A 22,883-nucleotide genomic window follows, 5' to 3' on the forward strand; every position below is an offset into this window, starting at 1 on the left:
GCTGAAAGCTGCGGCAACCGCGCACATGCAAGCACTGGAACAAGACCCGGAGCGCGTTAAAAAGTACTTCCAGGATCCACGCGTGAAATACGCCGCATGAAAATCATGAAACTTCAAACTTCACTTGGCCGGATCAATAGCTCACCGACTGACAGCGCAATCTCGCGCTGGCTGAGCCCATGAGCATGACCGATTTGAATGGTGGCCCGCTCTTCAACGCAGAGTTTGGAGAAAAGTATTGGCAACACCCACCGGAAAAATCAGGTGTTGCCCTCAGTTTTTGCCGCCGCCGGCTCAGAACAAAATGATCAATGCATTGAAAGGCAGTGGCCTCTGTGTGACCCAGTAGAACCAGATTTCGGCCATGATGCAGAGCCGACACATCTTTACGCCAACAAACTATGGGAGATAAAGGTAGCAGCTAGCGCTGATGCCCAGCCCGGTAACTTGGTGCCGAGCTAAGGCCGACAGGTTCCGAAAACGAATCTCGTCGGCATATTTCCTTGTAGCGTTTAGCTATGTGGATGAAAAAAGCCGGATCACCATGTGATCCGGCTTTATCAATAGCATGAATTGAGTTTTTGTTTCTGGTCAACGTATTGAGTCGAACACCAAGAAGCGGAGGATCGGGCAATTCATGGCCGGGGTTCGTTCCCTGTAAATGACATCAATCCGTAAACCCAATGGGACCTCATTTCGTCTCGCGACTTCTCAAATATTCCGTTATGGCCGCTCGATCCCCGGCATCCGTGATGTAGAACGGGTGTTGAGCGCCAGAGCCTCGGGTTGGATCGAGCAGCATATTTAGTGCATCTGTGGTAGTGGTCCCACTGATCGACAGGTCATGCAGGAACTTGGTCTGCCCGTCCAGTCCAGCCAGTAACGGGACCGCAAACCCGACAGTATCGGCACGCACGCTGGCATTGAATACCGTCAACTCATTGTAGTAGCTCGGATCCGGGCCGTTATCCGTGCTGATGATCACATCACTCAGGGGTGCTTGGCGTGGGGCCAGTACCGTCGGGCTAAAGCTGGGGTACAGCTGAGCGAATGGCACAATGTCCGATGAGACCGGAGCGGAAGCACTGGCAGCGTGGCAGGTGGTGCAGTTCTGGTCGAACACCTGCTGGCCGCGAGAGACCATGGCGGCATCCAGATCGGTGGGCGCGCGGGGTGATTGCAGCTGGTCGGTGTACGCCGTCAGTGCCTCAAGTTTAGATTGATCGACCTGGTAGCCCAAAAAGCCCTTACCTGTAGCCGCTGATTGTACGAAGGGGTATTTGCCTTGCAAGCCGCTGTCGTCTAGTACTGCTACATAGCGATTGTAGATCTCGTCGCCCACGCCACCGGCCAGGCCTTCGAGTATCTGCTTACCCGGTGCCGTGGCCAAGATGGTCGGGTCGAGGCCCAATACATAGACAATGTTGTTGAAATCGTTTAGATCCGTATCGAAACCCGAGTGACCCCAAGGCGCTGTGAGATCCGTGCGGTAAAAGGGCGGTATTTCAGCGACATTATTCACACCATCCGGGAAGGCATCAAAGCCATCGACGGGATAATAACGTTTGCCTTGTGCATTGCTGCCGGTCAGATAGGTGCGTACTTCGGCATTGGTGTCGTCCTTGATGCCTGCATAGCCCGCCTGATTGGCCGCAGAAGCGCCACCAAGTGCCGCGAAGGCCAGTTGATACATGGGCAAGTAAGCGCGTGGATTGCCCGAGGCGGCAACGATGTTGCCGAAATCAAGCCCATTGGCTGCAGGGCCATCCACTTCAAGGCCGACCGAGCCCGGCATTTTGGCAAATCCGGCAGGTACGACTGAGTTGTCCGTGCGTGCGTGGCATAGAGCGCATGAAACACCCACGGAATCGCCGCGCGACAAGTCAAGGGTGTCTTTGGGATTGTAGTCCGGGTCGCTGCCGAGTGGCTTGCGCGAACCGTCCGCCGCAAAAGGCACGACGCCAATGACCGCACCTTCGTTGATGAGCGCCAAGGTTACACCAGGATCATTGAGCACGGTGGTTTTCGGGTCTGCCCCCGCCTGGATTTTAGCTAGGGCATCGGTCAAGGCCTTGGCGGTATCCGAGCTTAACGCAGCCGCGTTGACATTCAGTCCCAGTGATAAGGCGGCCAGCGGAGTGACACCAGCCGCGGCAAGTCCTTGCGGAAGTTGCATCGCTTGGGTCCAAAACCCCTGGTTACCGAAGGTTTCGTAGCGAAAGGTTGTCTGACCGAGTGTCAACTGAGGATTAGTTTGCGGCGGTGGGTTTTGGGCGACCGGCGTTTGATCATTGCTGCTGTTGCAGCCTGAAAGAGTGACAAGACCGGACAGGATCAGGCCACTGAGAATGGCGGTTGCTAATCGGTGACGTTTCGGGGTAAGTGGGTTATTCATGATTGAAAAGCTCCTTGGGTGTACGCGGTTGAAGAAGCGTCTGGCTCCAAGGTGTTTACGCAGCCCTTGTTGATTCGGATGCGGGTGATCATGCGAATTTTTTATGACAAAGACGAGGCGTCTTCGCTGACCGTCGATCCACCGGGTGAAACGACAGAATACGAAACGATGAATACGCTGTTGAGGCACAGCCTGTCCGATTGATGAAACCCTCAGATGATCGTCGATGGATCGGGTTTAATCACTCGGGGTTGATGACACGAGTTGGAGGAAAGGGCAGATTCGGACCGAAAGGGTTCTCCCGCAACGCGTCGTGAAAAACCGCTAGATCATTAGGGAGGGTCAGCACAAATGCAGGCCTTCCCGTGCAGGGCATGGAGGCCCTGCCGCACAATGACGTAAGTCATTGAAATGCTGAGCACAAGACGGGGGTGAACGCGCAGCTGGCGCAAGCCCACGAAGCCATGGATGGATTCGTGCAGAGGCTCCTTAGGGATGTGCGTGGGTACAGGCGCCGCCACAATGACCCATCGGGCTGGTGTGGTCATCGTCGTCCCGTTCGGTAAATCCGGCAGGGATGAGAGGATGGATGCCAAGTTTGTCGAACAGGGCACGGTCGCGGTTCTGATCGGCGTTGTCGGTGGTGAGGAGCTTGTCGCCGTAAAAAATGCTGTTCGCACCGGCGAAGAAGCCCCAGGCTTGCGCTTCATCGCTCATGCCCTCGCGGCCAGCGGAGAGGCGGACGTGCGAGGTGGGCATGAGGATGCGGGCGACGGCGACGGTGCGGATGAACTCGATCGGATCAAGAGCGGGGATGTCCGCCATCGGCGTGCCGGGGATGCGTACCAGCATGTTGAGTGGCACGGATTCCGGCGCGCGTGGCAGGTTGGCCAGCGTGGCCAGAAACGAGGCGCGGTCCTCGCGTGATTCGCCCATGCCCAGAATGCCACCGGAGCAGACGTTGATGCCGCTGTTACGCACATGCGCCAGGGTGTCAAGACGATCCTGGAAATTGCGCGTGGTGATGACTTCGCCGTAAAACTCCGGCGAGGTATCGATATTATGGTTGTAGTAATCGAGCCCGGCTTCTTTCAAGCGGCCTGCCTGGGGCGCGGTGAGCATGCCGAGCGTGACGCAGGCTTCCATGCCGAGTTCTTTGACGACGCCAACCATGCTGATGACATTTTCCAGTTGCTTGTCGGTAGGGTTGCGCCAGGCCGCCCCCATGCAGAATCGGGTGGCTCCGGCTTCGCGGGCGCGTAGGGCGGATTCCCGCACTTCCGATAGGGGCAGCAGGCGCTCGCGTTCCAACCCGGTATCGTATTTCGAACTCTGTGCACAGTACGAACAATCCTCCGGGCAGGCGCCGGTTTTGATGGAAAGCAGGGTGCTGATCTGAACGGCATTGGCGTCGAAATGCGCGCGATGGGTTTCGTGCGCACGGAACAAAAGATCGTTGAACGGCAGGTCGAACAGGGCGAGAACCTGGGGCAGATCCCAGGGGTTGGACGGTTTAGACAAGGGCAGCCTCACATGCAGGGAAGGATTGGTTTGACAGGTGATCGGTGATTCGTCTTTATTGGTTGTCTTCAAAGGGACGATGGGGTTCAATCACGCAATCGACCCATGTGTCATGATTGATCTTGTAAAGATCGTAAATCGTCCAAGGAATCAGAATCGCGGCCGCAATGGCCCAGATCACTAGATAATAGGTAACGTTGACCGGGAAGAACACCGCCACTGCCACGGCGGTTCCGGCGACACCGTAGAAGCGGTAGGCTGCCCACTGGGTATAGTGGCCTACCTTGGGATTTGGGTGATGTTTGTTCAGCGCGTAAATCAGCATGGACATGCCCGTCCAGAAAATCGCGAGTGGCAGTGGGACGAGAACGGCAACCAGCGTTCCATAATTGAACCACTTGGCGGCTCTGCGCGAGGAAGCGCCGGAAACGATCTTGCCTTCTTCGCCGTCTTCGATGGCGTGGATAAATTCAGTCATGGGAATAGGCTCCCTTATATATTGGTACATGGAGTATGAATGTAGCATGAATCGACTGGCCGGACTAACACGGTTTCTGGTGCCTTCACCCTGCTACCTGTGCGGAACGCCTAGTGTGGAGGACAACGGGTTATGCGCTCGATGTGCCAGCGATTTATCGGCTGATAAGAGAACCGTGCCGCACCGTTGTCCGCGATGCGCGATTCGGGTGAGTGAAGCCGGGCAACGTTGCGCCGCGTGCCTGCAGCATCCACCGCATTTCGATTTTGCTGTTGCGGGGCAGGATTTTAACGCAGCAAGCCGATACCTGATTCATCAGTTCAAATATCGCAAGGACCCCGGTGTGCTTAATGCCTTGATGCAGCCGCTTTTCTTGTCTATCGAGCAGGCGTATGGCCGGCGTCAAGATGGTCTGACAAATAACCAATTAAAAGACTGGCCGGATGTATTGATCCCGATGCCCATTCATCCCGAGCGGCGGCAGGTTCGTGGATTCAATCAGGCACGCCTGATTGCCGACCGAATCGGGCGGCGTTTTGATTTGCCCGTTCACGGAAAGGCGGTAGTGCGTTCAGGGTCCAGCGAATCTCAAAGCGGTTTATCTGCCATTGATCGCCGCAAAAGCCTGAAGAACGCCTTCGAGGTCAGGCAGGCTTTGCCCCGGCATGTCGTGATTGTTGACGATGTGATGACGACCGGTAGTTCTGCCGATGCCCTGGCGCATGCCCTTAAACGGTCAGGGGTGCGGATGGTCTCCGTCTGGGTATTGGCGCGTACGCCCGCGCCGGGTGATATTCCTCATTGAACCCCAGCTGTTCCAGTTGTTTTTCAGTGTGTTCGTGTGCTTGAGTGCCGCCTGTCTTTGAGGTATCATCGCCGCCCTTATTTACTATTGCTTTGAATGCTGCAAAGTCCATGATCATTGTGGGCCGTTGTGGCGAAAGCGATCGAATCGAACAACCCACGAATTTTATGGGTAAAAACTCAAGGTATCACTCATGAAACCAGACATTCATCCTAACTACCGTCCTGTCGTGTTTCAGGATCTGGCCTCCGATTTTGCCATGCTGACGCGCTCTACCATCCGCGCCAAAGAGACCATCAAGTGGACCGACGGCGAAGAATATCCGTTGGTGAAGGTTGAAGTCTCTTCTGCCAGCCACCCGTTCTACACCGGCAAGCGCATGGATTCCAGTACCGCCAAGCAAGTGGATAAATTCCGTAACCGCTACGGCAAGAAGTAATTCCGCGCGTTTCGACGCCATGCTCAAAGCGTATAAAAAGGCACCCCGCTCGATTTGGCTGGGTGCCTTTTTTCTTTTTCTTGCCAGCGTATTTTCGTCATTCGTATCGGCAGAGGAGCAATGCCCACCGCCAAGAAACGCGATTTCCGCCACGGTGGCTTACGTCGATGATGGCGACACCGTTCGGCTGACCAATGGCGATCGGGTGCGCCTGGCGGGTATCGATGCCCCCGAGGTGGCGCATCCTGCTTATGCTGATCGGGCCGCACGATCTTCAGAGCCATTCGGAGATGCCAGCCGTCAGGCATTGATGGCACTGTTGGCAACGTCGCACAACCGATTGCGCGTGCAATATGGCGCTGAGCCCGAAGATCGTTACGGCCGCAAGCTGGCCTATCTATATCGCCCCGATGGCAAATCCATTCAGGCCGATCTGGTCACGCGGGGGCTGGCGATGGCGGTGTACATGCCGCCGAACCTGGCACTCGCCGACTGCCTGACTTCAATTGAAAAAACGGCCCGTGATCACCACGCCGGTATCTGGTCGAACAGCGAATATGATCCGGGTATCTCGACGGCAGAAGGCATCCCGGATGACGTGCAGGGCGCGGCCATCGTTCGCGGCAAGGTGGTCTCGGTGCACCGCAGTCGCAAAAACATATGGATCAATCTGGAAGGCCGGGTGGCATTGCAGATTTCGGCTCGTGCCTGGGATCAGTTCCAAGGCATTGATTTTGATCGCTGGAAGGGGCGCGAATTGCGCGCGCGCGGCTGGCTGGTGCACACCAAAAGTCGCTATGAAGATTGGCGTATGCCGATCGAGTCACCCCGCTCCATCGAGCTCTTGGCGCGATAGGCCGACGCGCAATCTATTGGAGATCAGCTTTGGCCGTGTTCGGCCAGCCAGTCGCGCGGACGGAGGAATTCACGATAGAGTTCTGCCTCGGGGCTGTCTGGGGCGGGCGTCCAATCATAACGCCAGCGTACTTCCGGCGGCATGGACATCAGGATCGATTCGGCGCGGCCGCCCGATTGCAAGCCAAACAGCGTACCCCGATCATAGACGAGGTTGAACTCCACATACCGACCGCGTCGATAGAGCTGGAAGTCGCGTTCGCGTTCGCCGTAGGGCGTGTCTTTGCGCTTCGCCACAATCGGCGTGTAGGCGGGCAGGTAATGGTCGCCAACAGAACGCATCAGGCCGAAGGCCTGCTCGAAATCAATCTGGCCATCGGCGCCGTAATCATCGAAGAATAACCCGCCGACGCCGCGGGGCTCACTGCGGTGCTTGAGCCAGAAATATTCATCGCACCATTGCTTGAAGCGCGGGTATAACTCATCACCGAATGGCGTGCACGCTGCGCGGGACTGCTCATGCCAATGCACGGCATCTTCGGCAAAACCATAATACGGCGTGAGATCAAAACCGCCGCCGAACCACCATACCGGCTTTACGCCAGGCTTCTGCGCCTGGAAAAAGCGCACATTGGCGTGTGAGGTCGGTGCGTACGGGTTGCGCGGGTGAATGACCAAAGAAACGCCCAAGGCTTCGAAGCTGCCACCGGCAAGGTCTGGGCGGTGCGCCGTGGCCGAAGGCGGGAGCTTCTGGCCGGTGACATGCGAAAAATTGATGCCCGCACGCTCGAATACCTCACCGCCCTCCAACACGCGGCCACGCCCCATGCCATTGAGCGCCTCTGTGCTTGGGCGCTGCCAGTCGTCGTTCAGAAAGCGGGTGGTGGATTCGAAGGCTTCAAGCCCGGATACGATCCGGTCCTGCAGGTCGATGAGATAGTCGCGAACGCGTTGAATGTCGGGCATGGTTGGTTGGTCTCGTGATGTGTCCGCGCGCTGCGCGTGACAAGGGCCAATATCATCATGGGTCGATATCATGGCCTAACATTATGGGTCGAGGAAGGCGTGTGATTATAACAGGTCGGGCAGACGCATTGGCGCGGCTGCAAGCTCTGGTTTGATCACTTGCGGCACGTTTCCGTGCCACCCGTTAACGTCGCAACCAGTCGCCGGTGCGCCAGTGTCGGATGGGGGTGGGTTGGGCTCGTGTATCGACCGGGCCGGTCAAAATCCCATCGAGTTGGTCATCGAAATATCGCCGAACGGCCAGAGCACTGCGCGCAGGTGGACACTGTGCGGGATTTGCACTGGTGGACACGATGGCGGTGTTGGCTGCTTGGGCGAGGGCTGCAGCGACGGGGTGCGCGGTGACGCGGACAGCCACTTCATCCCGCCCGCCGGTAATCCAGTCCGGGGTGTTCTGACTGGCCGGCACCACCCAGGTGGATGGCCCCGGCCAATGGGCACTGATCCTGGCCAGTTCTTCTGAGGATAACGATATCCACGGATGGATCTGCTCGAGGTTGGCGGCGAGTAGAATCAGGCCCTTGCGCCAGTCCCTCTGTTTGAGCGTCAGTATCCGCTCGACGGCGATCTCATCCAGCGGGTCGCAGCCCAGGCCGAATACCGCTTCGGTGGGATAGGCGATCACGCCGCCTTGAGAGACGATTTGGCCGGTAAGGCGAAGGCGAAAGGGGCTGTTGTGCATGATGAATTCGGTGATTGGGCTGGGTCAAATCATCTAATGCGCCAGGTTTTGGGCGCTTGCGCCCTTATTCCGACTCGGGTGCGGCAGGTTTTTTGCTGCGGGTAGTGGTCGCCTTTTTTGCCGGAGTTTTCTTTGCAGGCGCATCCATATCGGTCGCGCTGGCCTTTTTGACGCGCGTCGTTGTCGATTTCTTGGCTGGGGTTTTTGGGGCCGTCGCTTTTGGAGCGGCTGTTTTCTTGGTCGTCGTTTTCGCAGCGGTTTTGCCGCGCGCCGATTTCTTTTCGGGTGCGGCGGCAAGCAAGGCGACGCACTCGTCCAGTGTCAGAGATTTTGGATCCTTGTCCTTGGGGATTTTGGCGTTCTTTTTGCCGTCGGTGATGTAGGGGCCGTAGCGACCGTTTTGCACCGACACACCATTATCAAACTGGGTGATGTAGCGATTCTTCTCGGCGAGCTTTTTGATCTCGATGATTTCAAGCGCGCGGGGTAATTCGATGGTGTACGGATCATCATCCTTGCCCAGCGATGCGTACATCTTGCCGAATTTCACGAATGGGCCGAAGCGGCCGATGGCAACCTCGACCGGTTCGCCTTCCGGGGTTTCCCCCAGATGTCTTGGCAGCTGAAACAGATCCAGCGCTTCATCCAGCGTAATGGTGGCAATACTCTGGCTGCGCTTGAGCGAGGCGAACTTGGGTTTTTCCTCGTCGTCCTTGGTGCCGATCTGGACGAAGGGGCCGAACCGCCCGAGACGGACGGAGACGGGTTTGCCCGATTTGGGATCAATCCCCAGTTCACGCCCCTGGGCGGCCTCCTGCCGGGTGACATTCTCATTGGTGTGCTCGACGCGGTCATGGAAGGGCTTCCAGAACTCGCGCATCAATGGCACCCAATCGCGCTCGCCACGGGATACGGCATCCAGGTCGTCTTCCAGCTTGGCGGTGAATTCGTAATCGACGATGTCGCGGAAGTAGTCGGTCAGAAAGCCATTGACGACCCGGCCCATATCGGTGGGTTTGAAGCGTCGCTGGTCGAGCAGCACGTATTCGCGCGCCTGAAGTGTGGAGATGATGCTGGCATAGGTCGAAGGGCGACCGATACCGTATTCTTCCAGCGTCTTGACCAGACTCGCCTCGGTAAAGCGCGGTGGTGGCTCGGTGAAGTGCTGGTCGGCGGCGATGTCGTTCAGGGTGATCTTGTCGCCTACGGCCAATGGCGGCAGACGGCGATCCTCGTCATTGTCGCCGGACGCATCGTCTTCATCCTCGCGATAAAGCGCGATGAAGCCAGGGAATTTGAGGGTGGAGCCATTGGCGCGGAAGCTGTATTGATCATTGACCGCGAGATCGACAGAAACCTGATCGTAGACAGCCGGCGTCATTTGCGAAGCGACCGCGCGCTTGAAAATCATTTCATACAGGCGGAACTGATCCTTGTTCAGGAACGCGCGCACCGATTCGGGGGTATTCGCCGCTGAAGTCGGACGGATGGCCTCATGCGCTTCTTGCGCGTTTTTGGATTTGGTCTTGTAACGGTTCGCGCTGGCGGGAAGGTAGGCTGCGCCATACTTCTCACCGATATGTGCCCGAATCTCGGTGAGCGCGTCCTCGGAGAGCGTCACGGCATCGGTTCGCATGTAGGTAATCAAACCCACGGTGCCCGCACCGATGTCGACACCTTCGTACAACTCCTGCGCCAGGCGCATGACGCGCGATGCGGAGAGCCCGAGTTTGCGAACCCCTTCCTGCTGTAGCGTCGAGGTGGTAAACGGCGGTGCCGGGTTGCGTTTGCGTTCGCGTTTTTCCACCGAGCGGACGGTGAGCGTGCCGGCGGCGGCTTCGAGGATCCGGTTGCGTGCGGATTGCGCGTCCGTTTCGTTGGTCAGGGTGAATTGTTCGACCTTTTGCCCGTCCAGTGTCAGCAGGCGCGCATTGAATCGGCTCTTTTCGGCAGCCCGATCGGCCTGGCAGTCGGCGAGAATGGTCCAGTATTCCTGCGGGTTGAACGCCTCGATCTCGGCCTCGCGTTCGACGATCAGGCGCAGGGCGGGGCTTTGCACACGTCCGGCGGATAGCCCCGGATTGATCTTTTTCCACAAGAGCGGCGACAGGTTGAAGCCCACGAGATAATCGAGCGCGCGGCGTGCCTGCTGGGCATTGATCAGATCGATGGAAAGATCACGTGGATGCGCGACCGCTTCCTGCACCGCTTTTTTGGTGATTTCGTAGAACACCACCCGTTGCGCCGTCTTGTTCTTCAGCAAGCCTGCTTCCGCCAAGAGTTCGCGCAAGTGCCAGGAAATGGCCTCGCCTTCGCGATCAGGGTCGGTGGCGAGCAGGAGGGTGTCGGCTGATTTCAGTGCCTTTTTAATGGCATCGACGTGGCGAATGTTCTTGTCGATCAGGGTGTAGTTCATCGCAAAGTCGTGGGCTGTATCCACAGCGCCGTCTTTGGGGATCAGGTCGCGCACATGACCATAGGACGCGAGTACCTCGTAGCCGGGCCCGAGGTATTTCTTAATGGTTTTCGCCTTGGCGGGCGACTCAACGATAACAAGCGTTTGGCTCATAGGAGTTCGGCGATCTCAGGAAGGGGGCTAAAAATCAGTGCAACAATTCGGCTGTTTCGGCGAACACGAGGTCCTCCATCCAGGCAAATGCGGCTTCCTCGCCGGGTCGGGCGAACAGCACGAGCATGACGACCCATTTGATGTCTTCGATATCCAGTTCTTCGTTATCCAATGCCAGTGCGCGCTCGATGACGGTTTCTCGTGTCTGAGCGCTCAGGATGCCAATAGCCTCGAGTTGGACCAGCAGGCCACGCGACTCGACATCCAAGGCCATCTGTTCCTCGGCCGTAAATACGCGGAACGAGGTTGGCTTAGGCGCGCTGACTTCTGCCAGAGGCAGGTTGGATAGCTCTGCCGGTTCGCTGGCTGCCGCATCCAGCCAGGAAAACGCACGTCCGATCTCATCAGCGTCAAAACCGGCATGGAGCAGTTTTTTCTGGAGATCCGTGCGCAGTGGCGCTGGAGGCAAGTGGGGTTCTTCTTCCATATGGTTTTCAAACAGATACATCAACAAATCAAGCACGGTTTCTTTCATGGAATCTCTCAGGGGACGAAGTTGAACGACGCTCGGTTGCCCGTACGTCAGGCCGTTCTCACATACAACCCTCCGGGTAAGGTGGTGACGTGTCCAGCAAGTTCAAGCATGAGGAGGATGGAGGAAACTTCGGCAGGGGTCAATCCGCTGGACGCAATAAGCGTGTCTGCAGATTGAGGATCGAAGCCAAGACAGTCCAGAATTTTCTGTTCTTCCGGGTCGAGGTGGGCGGCGGGAACGGTGGTTGGCTCTGGTTCGAACGAGGCGGTGTCGACCGTTTGACGCAGGCGTGCGCCGAGGGTGTCGATGAGTTCCTCGAAAATGTCCTGGGCGGTTTCGACCAGCTTGGCGCCTTCCCGGATGAGTCGGTGCGGGCCGCGACTCAAGGGGTTGTGAATCGATCCGGGAATGGCAAAGACTTCGCGCCCCTGCTCGGCGGCAAGGCGCGCGGTAATGAGTGAACCGCTCTGCAGGCTGGCTTCCACAATCAGTACGCCTTCCGACAGACCGCTGATCAACCGATTGCGCCGAGGGAAATGCTCCTTTCTGGCTAGGGTGCCGGGGGGCCATTCGCTGATGAGCAAGCCACCTTGTGCCACGATTTGCTCGGCGAGTTCACGGTGTTCGCGCGGGTAGATGATATCCGGTCCGGTTCCCATGACGGCAATGGTGGCGCCGTGAGCGGCCAGAGCCCCGCGATGGGCAGCGGCGTCAATTCCCAGCGCCAGCCCGCTGGTGATGACGAGGCCCTGCGCCGACAAATAGCGGGCGAAGGCGCGCGCATTGTTAATCCCGCCGCTCGTCGGTGTACGGGCGCCGACGATGGCAAGTTGTGGCTCACCCAGTAGCCGGATGTCGCCTTTGCCAAAGAGTGCCGCAGGCGCGTCGGGAAGGTCGGCAAGTTGTGGTGGATATGATGCGTCTGCGGCGAGTACCAGATGGTGCTGTTCGGATTCATTGAGCCAGGACAGCATGGTTTCGACACGATCAGCCATGCCGCGAGGTTGTTGATGGGCCAGAGAGGCGGGTATGCCCAGGCGAATCCATTCCGATGCGGGTGCCTGTAGGGCTGCCTGCGGTGTGTCGAATGCTTCCAGAAGGCGGCGCAGACGTTTCGGGCCCATGCCATTGATGGTGATCAGAAATAGTAACGCCCGGCGCGCATCGGCGTCGGGCGTTGTTTGGTGCTCAAAGTTCAACAATGAAAAGACGCGCCATGAGGGCGATGCGCTTCAATTAGCGGTTGGTGTTTGCAGCAAATCGCCAATGCGAATCGGCCGCTTGGTTTGTACCACAAGTGCCAAGCTGGCACGGTCGTACACACGAAACACCATGGCGGTGCCAATAGGGAAGTCGGGAAGCTTGACCATGGGCGGCGAGGGCATCTGGAAACCGTCCGGTTTGGCGTTCTTCTCGACTTCTTCAGGGTTGACCGAGTATTTATCGCTGACGATCCGGCCGGGCTTGCTGATGCGCAACATATCGCCAGGCACCAGGCCGTTGCGGCTACCGGCATTGATGATCACAACCTGATAGGTGCCGACTTGGGTGATGGCGTCGGGGATGTCGATGACCACGGCGTCGATTGGCACGGCCGGAATGCTGGGGCTGACATCGTGGTCGAACGGTTCGTTGATCACGGGTAGTACACGGTCGCCATCCATGATTTCGCGCTCGCTTTTGGTGATGCGCAAGGTGGTCGGATCACCGCGGTGCATGACCTCGGCTTGGCCTTTGTAAATGGCGCGATAGCCGAGGAAGTCTCCTGTGACCGGATCAACCAGCGGTTTGCCCTTGCCGAGAATTGAGAACGTATTCGAGTTTTCCGTCAGGGCAGGGCGGGCGTACACGACATCGCCGAAGCTGGTGGTCGAGGTTTGATTGCGGTTGGCTAGCACATAGGGCGCCTCCGCCAATTGCTTCTCGGTCATGATCTGGTCATAGGACAAAAACGGCTTGAGATCTTCCAGCGGGATGGCCGATATTGCGGGCGGTAGGGTCTCGTAGCGAATATGGGGACGCAAGGTAATGCCCAGGCGCGGTTTGCCGCCGATGTACATGATACCGATCTTGTCACCAGGATAGATTTTGTGCGGGTTCTTGATGTCGGGATTGTCGTACCAGATTTCAGGCCAGTAGTACGGATCTTTCAAGAAGTGGTTGGCGATCGACCAGAGCGTGTCACCCTTCTTGACCGTGTATTCATTGGCCTTGAGGGAAATGAACTGTGCCTTGGTTTCTTCTGGTGTCAGCGTGCCTTTGACCGGGCCGCGAGTGGCACCGAGCGGTAATCCATAAGGCGTGGGCTGGTTCACGATGTTAACAGGTGGGCGCTCCGATGCACAGCCGGACAGCAACGCGGTGGTAATGAGGGATAACGAGAGTAGAACCGGTAATCCTTTTGACGATCTCATGGGCAACATCCTTGGGTTTTCAGCCGAAAACGGGACAACATCAGGGCGGTGGTCGAACCCTTGATGTTTATGGGTTCGCGGCGCACCGCCCGAGTACATGATCTAGGTACGTGGCCTAGGTACAAAGCTTGGGCTCGCGTACAATGTTGCGGTAAATATCCTTATTTGTAAAAGAATTTGAGCGCCGCGTCCACAGGATTGTGAGTCGATTGATCCGCAAAATCGGCGGACGGTGATGTTTTTCTGCGATGATGGACAGATGTCTGGTGTTGTTTTTCGGAGCCGTCGCCATATTTTGCTAAGGTTCTCGATGCCTCCGGGATGTATTCCAAGTATTTATTAGTGAGTTTTGGTTGATATGTCGTTACTTGAAGTGTTGCTTTTCCCAGATGAACGGCTGCGCCGGGTGGCTGCCGAAGTCAAGCAGTTTGACGCGCGCGTGCAGCGTCTGAGCGAGCAGATGCTGGAAACCATGTATGACTCTCGAGGTGTTGGGCTGGCCGCCACCCAGGTCGATGTGCATGAACGTATTTTCGTGGCAGACTGCGCCGGGGACAATTGCCCGGCGGAACCACTGGTTTTCATCAATCCGGTGATTCTGGAACGTAGTGGCTTGGTCGAATCGGAAGAGGGTTGCCTTTCGATCCCCGGTGTTACCGATAAAGTGATGCGTGCCGAAGCCGTTCGCGTACGTGCACAGGATATCTCGGGGAAAAGTTTTGAACGTGAGGCGGGTGGCTTGCTGGCCATCTGCATTCAGCATGAAATCGACCATCTTGATGGGCGGCTCTTTATTGATTACCTCTCGCCGCTCAAGCGTCAGCGTATTCGTAAAAAACTTGAAAAAGCCCAGCGCCAAAAGGAATCAGCATGACAGTGCGCATCCTGTACGCAGGTACGCCTTTGTTTGCTGTGCCCGCCCTCCAGGCTTTGGCTGGAGATGATTCCGTGGAAGTGCTGGCGGTGTACACCCAGCCCGACCGTCCATCTGGCCGTGGGCAGAAGTTAACACAGTCACCGGTGAAGGAAGCCGCGCTGGCGCTCGGAATCCCCGTGGAACAGCCGCCGAGCTTGCGTGATGAATCGGCGCAGGCTGTGCTGGCCGGTTACCGACCCGACCTCATGGTTGTTGCCGCCTATGGCCTTATTCTTCCGGTTCCGGTTCTCGAGACACCCCGATTGGGTGCGATCAATATTCACGCCTCACTTTTACCGCGCTGGCGTGGGGCGGCCCCCATTGCCCGAGCCATCGAGGCGGGCGACCGGCAAACGGGCATCACGATCATGCAGATGGCCCAGGGCCTGGATACCGGCGATATGCTGTACAAGGTTGCGTTGGCGATCGAGCCGACAGATACCGCGGCCACGCTGCATGATCGGCTGGCCGAACTGGGGGCGCAGGCTTTGATGACCGCGCTGCCCGGCATTGTCGTGGGCGCGATGACGCCCGAGCCGCAGGATGATACCCAGGCCTGCTATGCGGCGAAGTTGAGCAAGCTCGAGGGGCGGCTTGACTGGCGCGAACCGGCCGACCTGCTGGCACGCCGCGTGCGAGCCTTCGATCCGTGGCCAGTCGCGTATACTGAGTTCAAGTCTGCTTCATTGCGAATATGGTCGGCCGAGGTCGAACCGGACTGCCCTCAAGCCCGCCCCGGCTCTGTGGTGGGGGTTGATGCATCGGGGTTTGTTATCGCCACCGCCGAAGGGGGTTTGCGGGTACTGACCTGTCAGCAGGCGGGTGGTAAGCGGATCTGTGCGGCCGATTTCGCGCGCAATCATCAATTGCTGGGTACCTGTTTTGACTGATCCTTATAAAAATCCCCAAACAAAGCCATGGGGCCGCCGTTCGGATCGATCTTCCCCATCTACCCCGAAAGGCCAGACACAGAAGGGCTCTTCGGCGAAATCGTCGCACAGGCCGCATCAGCACTCGGTAGCGACGTTTGATCCGGATCGTCCTGTCCGAGTCGATCCACACACCTTGCCTCGATTGTCTCCCGAAGCCTTGACGGCGCAGCTCCTGTTGTCGGTTGTCGTGCAGGGGGTGTCGCTCGATGCCGCCTTGGGGCGGGTACTGTCCCAGGCACAGCCGGTTCATCGCGGTCTGGTTCAGGCAATGGGTTATGAGGTGCTTCGGCATTATGAAGCGCTGGTATTCTGGCGAGACAGTCTGCTGGAGCGCTCCATCCCGGCCAAATCGGCCATTATCGCGTTGTTGCTTCTGGTCGGGCTGGAGCGCATTCGCGGTGCACGTCGAGAGGCCTCGCGCTCTGTCAATTCCGCTGTGCAAGCCGCAAGGGAGCTCGGGCATCCGTGGGCGACCGGTTTGCTCAATGCAGTGTTGAGACGAGCGGCGCGTCAAATCGAAGAAGGTGTTGATCCCTTTGCCGGAGCCACGCCTGCTGCTGCCGCGCGCTTGCCGGCGTGGTTGTTCGACGCGCTGGTCGCCGATTGGGGGGAGGAGCGCGCGTCCCGCCTGGGGTTCGCGCTGGCGACGCATCCGCCCATGACCTTGCGTGTGGTGGGTGATCGGGCGGTTTATGGCGAGCAACTGACTTCGATGGAGATCGAGGCAAACCCCACGGCCTTTTCGACGCGCGGGCTCAATCTGGTTCATCCCATGGATGTCGACCGCCTGCCCGGTTTCGGTGAGGGGCAGGTGTCGGTTCAGGATGAAGCCGCCCAGTGGGTTGTCGACCTGCTCGATCTGGCTCCGAGGCTGCACGTGCTCGATGCCTGTAGCTCGCCCGGCGGCAAGACGCTGGCTATGTTGCAGCACCAGCCAGAGGCAAGTGTGACGGCAGTGGATATCGATACCACGCGTATGGCGCGGGTACAGGAAAACCTGGAACGCGGCCGGGTGTTCGCCCGCTTGATTGTCGGTGATGCGGGCGCACCTCAAGACTGGTGGGATGGTCAGCACTTCGATCGCATCCTTGCCGATGTCCCCTGCTCGGCAACGGGGGTGATCCGGCGTCACCCCGACATCAAACGTTTACGCCGACCGGAAGACCTGCCCGTTCTGGTCGAGCGGCAGGCGGCGATTCTCGATGCGCTCTGGTCACTGCTCAAGTCGGGCGGGCGTATGGTCTATGCCACCTGTTCCATCCTGGATCGGGAAAATTCTGCGCAGATAGCCTCGTTCTTGCGGCGTCATGGTGATGCGCGTGCGCTGCCCATGGCTGTGGATTGGGGTGAGCCGCGACAAATCGATGGGCAGTTTCTGGGGCGACAGGTTTTTCCTGTTTCAGAAGGGCACGATGGGTTCTTTTATGCTGTGCTGGAAAAAAACTGATCAGGCGGTCGATCGCTGCCGCGCTGCAGTGTCGGCGCTGTCGTTTTTTCTGCTCCTTCTGTGCGTGCTGCCCGGGGCCCAGGCCAGTGCATCCAGCGCCACTATTCAGCGGGCTCACGCAGAGATTCGTGAGGGCGTCGTCTATCTCGATATCGACCTCAAACTCTTGCTCGACAAGGAGATGATCGATGCCATGCGCAATGCCATCCCGATCAACCTGTCGATGATCTCCGTCATCGAGTCGCCGCGCGACTGGTGGTTTCCAAATGAGGTCGCCTCGGATCAACGGCGCTATCGTCTTGAATTCCACGCACTGTCGAAAACCTGGCTTGTGACCGATACCCTAGAACACGAGGCACGCAGTTTCAGCACCTTGGATGGAGCGTTGCACTCTCTTGAACGGATTCGGGCGTGGCCGGTGACGACTGCTCGCCATCTTGAAGGACATGGTGCTCTGGTCGGGCGGGTGCGCATGGTGCTAGATGTCAACAAACTGCCATTACCACTGAGGTTTCCTGCCCTGTTTGATCCCCGTTGGTCGCTCAATAGTGACTGGTTTGCCTGGGCAGTACCGACAGCCAGTGAAGGGGGCGATTGATGAAGTTCATCGGCCACTGGGGACAGTTCTACTACCGCTGGATTCGTCGACTGGTACCACCGATCAGCATGATGGTCGTCGTGCTGCTGTTGATTCTGATGTATCTGATTTCAGAATCGCTTCAGCGGGCCAACCAGCCGGAGCATCTCTATCTTTCCCTGTTGGGGCTGTCTGCACTGGGGATTCTGTTTCTGGCTGCGGTCGTACTCGGGCATATCATCCGGCTGGTCACCCATTATCGGCGCGGGGCGCCCGGCGCCCGCCTGACCGCGCGGCTGGTGCTCACGTTTGTCGGCCTGACTTCGATCCCTGTGCTCATCGTGTTTTATTTCTCCGTATCGTTCATTCAACGCGGTATCGATTCCTGGTTCGATGTGCAGGTCGAACAGGCGATGTCGGATGCGCTCTCGTTGTCGCAATTGGCATTTGACGGGCAGATGCGTACCGCCATGAATGAAACCCTGCGGGCGGCCAAACAGCTACAGGGCGTATCGGGTGACCTTGTTGCCCTGGATTTGAATGCGGTGCGCCGCAATACCGGCGCCCATGAGATGACGATTTTCGGTTCGCGGAATCTCATCGTGGCTTCCGCTTCGGATGATTTGCAGGCCATCGTGCCTTCCCGCCCGGACGAAACGGCACTGAGCCATGCCCGCGCAGGTAAGGACTTTATCGGACTTGATCCCGGTGGTGGAGATTCCATGCGCATCCGGGTCGTCGTCCCGCTCACGGCGGGCCTGACCGGTGATGGCAGTAGTGAAGTCCTGCAGGCGCTGTATTCCATTTCGCCGCGTGCGAACCAGCTGTCCAGTAGCGTGCAGGCTGCTTTTAACGAATACCGTTCCTTGATTTTTCTACACAAATCGCTGAAAAGAACCTTTACCTTTGCGCTTACCCTGGCATTGCTGTTGTCCTTGCTGACGGCGGTATGGCTGGCCTTTATCGCGGCGCGTAAGCTGTTGGCGCCGATTCGCGAACTGGCTGCCGGGACACGAGCGGTCGCCGAGGGCGATTACAGTCTGCGTTTGCCTGTGGATCGTCGGGACGACCTAGGGCAGCTTGTGCAGTCGTTCAACACGATGACGGCTCGGGTGCGCCGGGCACATCAGGTCATGCAGCAGCTGCAGGAAGTGGCGGATCAGGAACGCGATTATCTGGAGACAGTGATTCAACATCTTTCATCGGGTGTGCTGACTTTGTCGCCCGATGGCCACATCACACGAAGCAATTCTGTCGTCACGCAATTGTTGAGTATCGCCAGCCAGCGCATCGATGGCTGCACTCTGACCGAGATTTGTCAGACATACCCCCATCTGGAGCCGATCTGTGCCGCTTTCAGTCATCTGCTTGAGCCTGGGCAATTGCCGGCCGGCGCCACCGTTGAAGCCCAGGTTCGGATCATGGGCGATGCCGGGCGACGCATTTTGTTGAGTCGGGTTGCTGCACTGCCTGCCGATGATGTGACCGGTGGTTTCGTTCTGGTTTTCGAGGATGTCACCACCCTGATTCAGGCCCAGCGCGACGCGGCTTGGTCCGAAGTGGCGCGTCGGTTGGCGCATGAAATCAAGAACCCGCTTACGCCCATTCAGTTATCGGCGGAGCGCTTGCGTCGTCGGTTGCTGGGCAACCTCAGCGATGAGCCCGCGCAGATTCTGGATCGCTCGACCCAAACCATCATCAGTCAGGTCGAGGCAATGAAATTCATGGTAAATGAATTTGCCGAGTACGCCCGCTCGCCGCAAGTCGCCTTGAAAATTCTGGATTTGGATGAGTTGGTCTCGGAAGTCATTGATTTGTACAAAGGCGGCGACATCCCCGTGCTGCATCGATCCACCGGGCATGCTCTGCCGGTGCGAGCCGATGCGGGGCGGATTCGGCAGGTGCTGCACAACCTGATTCGCAATGCGCAGCAGGCAATGAGCGAGCAGGGCTGCCCCGGAGGCGAACAGCCCGAGGTGACGCTGTCGACCGGGTTGCATCAGGAAGGCGGCTTGGTTTTGGTTGAGTTGACTGTGACCGATAATGGCCCGGGATTCCCGGAAGATATGATTGATCGCCTGTTTGAGCCTTATGCCACGACCCGTCCCAAGGGGTCAGGGTTGGGGTTGGCAATCGTGAAGAAAATCGTGGAAGAGCATAGCGGTGTGGTGCTGGCCTCCAATGTGCAGGATGGGGCAGTCGAACTGCACAGTGATAACCCGGCGTGGGGTGCGGCAAGCACGAAAACAGGCGCGCGCATTGTTATTCGGTTACCCTTTGCCTCTTCAGATAGGCCGGAAGAAGAGCAGGCTGAGTCGGCGGTATCTGTGTTTTCTGGTTTGTCGGCCCTGCGGGGAGATCGTCCAGAAACGTCTCCCTTCGATACGGCAAGCAGGCATAATGCCCCTGGGGACTTGTTTCGCCGGGTACACGATACCCGTGCGGATTCCGATTTAGATAATTCAGGATAACGATGGCACACCATGAGTATTGGACACATTCTGGTCGTTGACGATGAAGTGGAAATCCGCAATTTGCTGGCGGAGTTGTTGGCGGATGAAGGGTATACGGTATCCAGTGCTGCCGATGCGAACGAAGCACGCACTTTGATTGCTGCGCGTCGTCCGGATTTGATTCTTCTGGATATCTGGATGCCGGGGCAGGACGGTATTTCCCTGCTGCGTGAATGGGCCGAGCTGGATCAACTGGTGTGGCCGGTGGTCATGATGTCCGGTCATGGTACGGTGGAAACCGCCGTTGAGGCTACGCGCCTGGGTGCCTTCGATTTCATCGAAAAACCGATCTCGCTCGATAAACTTCTGTTGATCATTGAGCACGGTCTTGAAAACAATCGCCTGATCCGCGAAAACGAGCAACTCAAGCGCAGTGTTCCCGATCCGTTCGAGTTGATCGGGGACAGCGAGTACATGTCCACCCTGCGCTCACAAGCGAAAAAGGTCGCAGGGCACGATGCCTGGGTGCTCATTTCAGGCGAGCCGGGCACCGGCAAGCAGGCGCTGGCGCGCTTTATCCATCAGCACTCCCCACGTCGGCATTTTCCATTCATCGATACCGGTGGCGTCGCGATGGGGGGGCGTCAGAATGCGGCCATCGAGCTTTTCGGTGCGGAAAGCGACGGCAAGATCCGGTACGGTCTGCTTGAGCAGGCCAATGGCGGCACGTTGTTCATCGCCGAAGCCGCGGATATGGATGAGCAGACTCAGATGCAATTGATTTCCGCCCTGGAGAATCAAACGTTCTTCCGGGTGGGTGGCGCAGAACCGGTGCGGGTGGATGTGCGCGTGATTGCCGCCACCCGAAAGGATCTGGAAACGGAAGTGCGGCAAGGGCGGTTCCGTGAGGATCTGTTCTATCACCTTTCCGTGGTTCCCCTGCCCATCGAACCCTTGCGTCACCACCCACAGGACGTTCCCGTGCTGCTCACCCACTATCTTGAAGCGGCGCATCGCATCGAAGGTTTACCCCGGCGCGAGTTGACCATCGGGGCCCGCAACCTGCTCAAAGCCCATGCCTGGCCTGGCAATGTGCGCGAGTTGAAGAATCTGGTGCAACGCATGCTGATCCTTGGTACGGGCGATGCCATCGATGAACAGGAAGTGCAGCGGGCATTGGGCGTTCTGCCATCGATCGACGCATCAGACGATGCGGCCAACTCGACCTTGATCTCCCTGAATCTCGATTTACCCCTGCGTGATGCGCGGGATGAGTTCGAGCGACGTTATCTGCTGGCGCAGCTCAAGAGTTGCGACGGATCAATGACCGAACTTGCCCGGCTGACCGGCATGGAACGGACCAATTTGTATCGCAAGCTGAAATCCTTGGGTATCAGCGCGAATGAACGCAGTTGAACACATTAAATAATCAAGGTTTTTTATGAAAATCATCATCCTGGGCGCAGGGCAGGTCGGATCCTCCCTGGCGACGGTGTTGTCTCATGAAACACGGAACTCGGTCACCGTCGTCGACACGGATGCCTCCGCGCTTTCGCGGCTGCAGGAGCGGCTCGATATTCGCACCGTCCAGGGGTACGGCGCCCAGCCGAGCGTGTTGGGAGAGGCGGGCGCGGCGGATGCTGACGTGCTCATTGCCGTGACCAGTGCGGACGATACCAATATGCTGGCTTGCGAAGTCGCCTGGGTGTTGTACCGCACGCCAACCAAAATCGCCCGAATTCGTGTGTCCGACTTCCTTGATCACCCCGCCTTGTTCGACAACAACGCGATTCCGGTGGATTACATGATCAGCCCGGAACGCTTGATCAAGGATTACATCGTCCGGCTCATCGAGTACCCAGATGCGTTGCAGGTGCGTGATTTCGCCGATGGCAAGCTTCGGCTGATCGGTATGCGCGCGGATGCCGACGGCCCGTTGGTCGGGCAGCCGATCCACTATCTTGCGGCATTGTTACCGGATGTCGAGGCTCGGGTCGCGGCGATTTTCCGCCGCGATACGCCACTGCACCCGGATGGCGCGACGGTGATCGAAGCAGACGATGAAGTGTTCTTTCTTGCTCGAACCGAGGACATCCGTAAGGTCATGAGCGTGATGCGTCGACTCGATCGACCCTATCGCCGCATCATGATCGCCGGTGGCGGCAATATCGGCGGTGGGCTGGCGGCCGCGCTGGAATCACGTTTTCAGGTCAAGCTCATCAGCAATAATCCGGAAAAGGCGCGCAAGCTGAGTGCCGATCTCGATCACACCATCGTACTGACCGGATCGGCGACCGACAGTGAGTTACTGATTGAAGAAAACATCGAGGATATGGATGTCTTTCTCGCGCTGACCAACGATGACGAGGACAACATTCTGGCCGCGATGCTGGCCAAGCGGCTCGGCGCACGCAAGGTCATGTGTATCGTCAATCGCAGCGAGTATGTCGATCTGATCCACATGGGGACCATTGATATTGCGCTCTCGCCGCACAACATCACCATCGGTAGCCTGATCACGCGTCTGCGGCGAGGAGATGTCGTCAGCGTGCATTCCCTGCGTCGTGGCGCTGCCGAGGCCATGGAAATCATTGCTCGTGGCGATGCCAATACGTCCCAGGTGGTCGGGCGTCGTGTAGACGCACTGAAGTTGCCGCCGGGTACGACCATCGGTGCGTTGCTGCGTGAGGGCAGAGTGCTGATCGCACATAACAACACGGTGATCGAGGCGGACGACCACGTCATTCTTTTCCTGACAGACAAGCGCCACGTACGGGATATTGAACAGTTGTTCACCGTACGCTTCGGCTTCTTCTGATTCGAGAACAGGGTAAAGGAC

22 protein-coding genes are annotated in these 22,883 nt (G+C 57.9%); 12 read left to right on the top strand and 10 right to left on the bottom strand.

The window, feature by feature from the left end; translation table 11 throughout:
- Positions 1-113: 113 nt before the first annotated feature.
- On the bottom strand, positions 114-239 hold the full coding sequence (locus M7R55_RS03050; protein ID WP_298218503.1) for a helix-turn-helix domain-containing protein: 126 nt from the start codon (positions 237-239) through the stop codon (positions 114-116).
- Here M7R55_RS03050 and M7R55_RS03055 point away from each other — a divergent pair.
- Positions 180-308 carry a hypothetical protein gene (locus M7R55_RS03055; RefSeq protein WP_298218505.1) on the top strand — a complete coding sequence of 43 codons (129 nt, stop codon included), beginning with the start codon at positions 180-182 and terminating at the stop codon, positions 306-308. The genes M7R55_RS03050 and M7R55_RS03055 overlap by 60 nt on opposite strands.
- Before the next feature lie 383 nt (positions 309-691).
- On the opposite strand, the gene M7R55_RS03060 is transcribed toward M7R55_RS03055, so the two are convergent.
- Positions 692-2,395 (bottom strand): hypothetical protein, encoded by a 1,704-nt coding sequence (locus M7R55_RS03060; protein ID WP_298218412.1) that lies wholly within the window; start codon positions 2,393-2,395, stop codon positions 692-694.
- Between the two features lie 18 nt (positions 2,396-2,413).
- Between M7R55_RS03060 and M7R55_RS03065 the strand changes: the two genes are divergently transcribed.
- Positions 2,414-2,599 (top strand): hypothetical protein, encoded by a 186-nt coding sequence (locus M7R55_RS03065; protein ID WP_298218414.1) that lies wholly within the window; start codon positions 2,414-2,416, stop codon positions 2,597-2,599.
- 285 nt (positions 2,600-2,884) lie between these two features.
- On the opposite strand, the gene bioB is transcribed toward M7R55_RS03065, so the two are convergent.
- Both bioB and M7R55_RS03075 read right to left on the bottom strand, forming a co-directional pair.
- Positions 2,885-3,916 (bottom strand): biotin synthase BioB, encoded by a 1,032-nt coding sequence (gene bioB / locus M7R55_RS03070; RefSeq protein WP_298218416.1) that lies wholly within the window; start codon positions 3,914-3,916, stop codon positions 2,885-2,887.
- A gap of 55 nt (positions 3,917-3,971) precedes the next feature.
- Positions 3,972-4,394, bottom strand: a complete 423-nt coding sequence (locus M7R55_RS03075; protein WP_298218418.1) for a hypothetical protein — start codon at positions 4,392-4,394, stop codon at positions 3,972-3,974.
- Positions 4,395-4,440: 46 nt separating this feature from the next.
- Between M7R55_RS03075 and M7R55_RS03080 the strand changes: the two genes are divergently transcribed.
- From M7R55_RS03080 to M7R55_RS03090, 3 genes are all read left to right on the top strand, one after another.
- Positions 4,441-5,199 (top strand): ComF family protein, encoded by a 759-nt coding sequence (locus tag M7R55_RS03080; protein ID WP_298218420.1) that lies wholly within the window; start codon positions 4,441-4,443, stop codon positions 5,197-5,199.
- Between the two features lie 193 nt (positions 5,200-5,392).
- Positions 5,393-5,638, top strand: a complete 246-nt coding sequence (locus tag M7R55_RS03085) for a type B 50S ribosomal protein L31 (protein ID WP_298218422.1) — start codon at positions 5,393-5,395, stop codon at positions 5,636-5,638.
- Between the two features lie 19 nt (positions 5,639-5,657).
- Complete coding sequence (locus M7R55_RS03090) at positions 5,658-6,494, top strand: thermonuclease family protein (protein ID WP_298218424.1); 837 nt, start codon at positions 5,658-5,660, stop codon at positions 6,492-6,494.
- Between the two features lie 23 nt (positions 6,495-6,517).
- Here the strand turns inward: M7R55_RS03090 and hemF are convergent, their stop codons facing one another.
- The 6 genes from hemF to M7R55_RS03120 all read right to left on the bottom strand — a co-directional run bounded on the left by hemF (position 6,518) and on the right by M7R55_RS03120 (position 13,719).
- On the bottom strand, positions 6,518-7,459 hold the full coding sequence (gene hemF, locus M7R55_RS03095) for an oxygen-dependent coproporphyrinogen oxidase (RefSeq protein ID WP_298218426.1): 942 nt from the start codon (positions 7,457-7,459) through the stop codon (positions 6,518-6,520).
- Between the two features lie 184 nt (positions 7,460-7,643).
- Positions 7,644-8,201, bottom strand: coding sequence for a Sua5/YciO/YrdC/YwlC family protein (locus tag M7R55_RS03100; protein WP_298218427.1), 558 nt, complete (start codon positions 8,199-8,201; stop codon positions 7,644-7,646).
- A gap of 64 nt (positions 8,202-8,265) precedes the next feature.
- Entirely contained in the window at positions 8,266-10,770 is a 2,505-nt protein-coding gene (locus M7R55_RS03105; RefSeq protein WP_298218428.1) for a DNA topoisomerase I, read from the bottom strand.
- Between the two features lie 34 nt (positions 10,771-10,804).
- The gene (locus M7R55_RS03110) at positions 10,805-11,305 is read right to left on the bottom strand and encodes a DUF494 domain-containing protein (protein ID WP_298218430.1); all 501 of its coding nucleotides are present in this window, start codon (positions 11,303-11,305) and stop codon (positions 10,805-10,807) included.
- Between the two features lie 47 nt (positions 11,306-11,352).
- Positions 11,353-12,507 (bottom strand): DNA-processing protein DprA, encoded by a 1,155-nt coding sequence (dprA, locus tag M7R55_RS03115; RefSeq protein WP_298218432.1) that lies wholly within the window; start codon positions 12,505-12,507, stop codon positions 11,353-11,355.
- Between the two features lie 30 nt (positions 12,508-12,537).
- Positions 12,538-13,719 (bottom strand): LysM peptidoglycan-binding domain-containing protein, encoded by a 1,182-nt coding sequence (locus M7R55_RS03120; RefSeq protein ID WP_298218434.1) that lies wholly within the window; start codon positions 13,717-13,719, stop codon positions 12,538-12,540.
- A 358-nt stretch (positions 13,720-14,077) separates the two neighbouring features.
- Here M7R55_RS03120 and def point away from each other — a divergent pair, with 358 nt between their 5' ends.
- From def to trkA, 7 genes are all read left to right on the top strand, one after another.
- On the top strand, positions 14,078-14,593 hold the full coding sequence (def, locus tag M7R55_RS03125; protein WP_298218435.1) for a peptide deformylase: 516 nt from the start codon (positions 14,078-14,080) through the stop codon (positions 14,591-14,593).
- Positions 14,590-15,525, top strand: coding sequence for a methionyl-tRNA formyltransferase (gene fmt, locus M7R55_RS03130; protein WP_298218437.1), 936 nt, complete (start codon positions 14,590-14,592; stop codon positions 15,523-15,525). The genes def and fmt overlap by 4 nt, the downstream gene beginning before the upstream one ends.
- 175 nt (positions 15,526-15,700) lie before the next feature.
- Positions 15,701-17,014: a 16S rRNA (cytosine(967)-C(5))-methyltransferase RsmB gene (gene rsmB, locus M7R55_RS03135; protein ID WP_298218439.1), complete on the top strand. Its 1,314-nt coding sequence runs from the start codon at positions 15,701-15,703 to the stop codon at positions 17,012-17,014.
- Complete coding sequence (locus tag M7R55_RS03140; RefSeq protein ID WP_298218441.1) at positions 16,980-17,612, top strand: DUF4390 domain-containing protein; 633 nt, start codon at positions 16,980-16,982, stop codon at positions 17,610-17,612. The genes rsmB and M7R55_RS03140 overlap by 35 nt, the downstream gene beginning before the upstream one ends.
- Positions 17,612-20,062: an ATP-binding protein gene (locus tag M7R55_RS03145; RefSeq protein ID WP_298218443.1), complete on the top strand. Its 2,451-nt coding sequence runs from the start codon at positions 17,612-17,614 to the stop codon at positions 20,060-20,062. Before M7R55_RS03140 ends, M7R55_RS03145 begins: the two co-directional genes overlap by 1 nt.
- Before the next feature lie 12 nt (positions 20,063-20,074).
- On the top strand, positions 20,075-21,460 hold the full coding sequence (locus tag M7R55_RS03150) for a sigma-54 dependent transcriptional regulator (protein ID WP_298218445.1): 1,386 nt from the start codon (positions 20,075-20,077) through the stop codon (positions 21,458-21,460).
- Positions 21,461-21,485: 25 nt separating this feature from the next.
- Positions 21,486-22,862 (top strand): Trk system potassium transporter TrkA, encoded by a 1,377-nt coding sequence (gene trkA / locus M7R55_RS03155; protein ID WP_298218447.1) that lies wholly within the window; start codon positions 21,486-21,488, stop codon positions 22,860-22,862.
- The last annotated feature ends 21 nt before the right edge of the window (positions 22,863-22,883 follow it).

This window comes from Halothiobacillus sp., assembly GCF_027346185.1.
Classification (GTDB): domain Bacteria; phylum Pseudomonadota; class Gammaproteobacteria; order Halothiobacillales; family Halothiobacillaceae; genus Halothiobacillus.

What these genes read in the sequence shown, in the direction of transcription:
- M7R55_RS03100 (WP_298218427.1), bottom strand. Translation starts at nt 8,201, where the DNA reads ATGCACAACAGCCCCTTTCGCCTTCGCCTTACCGGCCAAATCGTCTCT.
- M7R55_RS03060 (WP_298218412.1), bottom strand. Translation starts at nt 2,395, where the DNA reads ATGAATAACCCACTTACCCCGAAACGTCACCGATTAGCAACCGCCATT.
- hemF (WP_298218426.1), bottom strand. Translation starts at nt 7,459, where the DNA reads ATGCCCGACATTCAACGCGTTCGCGACTATCTCATCGACCTGCAGGAC.
- trkA (WP_298218447.1), top strand. Translation starts at nt 21,486, where the DNA reads ATGAAAATCATCATCCTGGGCGCAGGGCAGGTCGGATCCTCCCTGGCG.
- M7R55_RS03090 (WP_298218424.1), top strand. Translation starts at nt 5,658, where the DNA reads ATGCTCAAAGCGTATAAAAAGGCACCCCGCTCGATTTGGCTGGGTGCC.
- M7R55_RS03145 (WP_298218443.1), top strand. Translation starts at nt 17,612, where the DNA reads ATGAAGTTCATCGGCCACTGGGGACAGTTCTACTACCGCTGGATTCGT.
- M7R55_RS03075 (WP_298218418.1), bottom strand. Translation starts at nt 4,394, where the DNA reads ATGACTGAATTTATCCACGCCATCGAAGACGGCGAAGAAGGCAAGATC.
- M7R55_RS03140 (WP_298218441.1), top strand. Translation starts at nt 16,980, where the DNA reads ATGGGTTCTTTTATGCTGTGCTGGAAAAAAACTGATCAGGCGGTCGAT.
- fmt (WP_298218437.1), top strand. Translation starts at nt 14,590, where the DNA reads ATGACAGTGCGCATCCTGTACGCAGGTACGCCTTTGTTTGCTGTGCCC.
- M7R55_RS03080 (WP_298218420.1), top strand. Translation starts at nt 4,441, where the DNA reads ATGAATCGACTGGCCGGACTAACACGGTTTCTGGTGCCTTCACCCTGC.
- M7R55_RS03150 (WP_298218445.1), top strand. Translation starts at nt 20,075, where the DNA reads ATGAGTATTGGACACATTCTGGTCGTTGACGATGAAGTGGAAATCCGC.
- M7R55_RS03055 (WP_298218505.1), top strand. Translation starts at nt 180, where the DNA reads ATGAGCATGACCGATTTGAATGGTGGCCCGCTCTTCAACGCAGAGTTT.
- M7R55_RS03105 (WP_298218428.1), bottom strand. Translation starts at nt 10,770, where the DNA reads ATGAGCCAAACGCTTGTTATCGTTGAGTCGCCCGCCAAGGCGAAAACC.
- def (WP_298218435.1), top strand. Translation starts at nt 14,078, where the DNA reads ATGTCGTTACTTGAAGTGTTGCTTTTCCCAGATGAACGGCTGCGCCGG.
- M7R55_RS03110 (WP_298218430.1), bottom strand. Translation starts at nt 11,305, where the DNA reads ATGAAAGAAACCGTGCTTGATTTGTTGATGTATCTGTTTGAAAACCAT.
- M7R55_RS03085 (WP_298218422.1), top strand. Translation starts at nt 5,393, where the DNA reads ATGAAACCAGACATTCATCCTAACTACCGTCCTGTCGTGTTTCAGGAT.
- M7R55_RS03120 (WP_298218434.1), bottom strand. Translation starts at nt 13,719, where the DNA reads ATGAGATCGTCAAAAGGATTACCGGTTCTACTCTCGTTATCCCTCATT.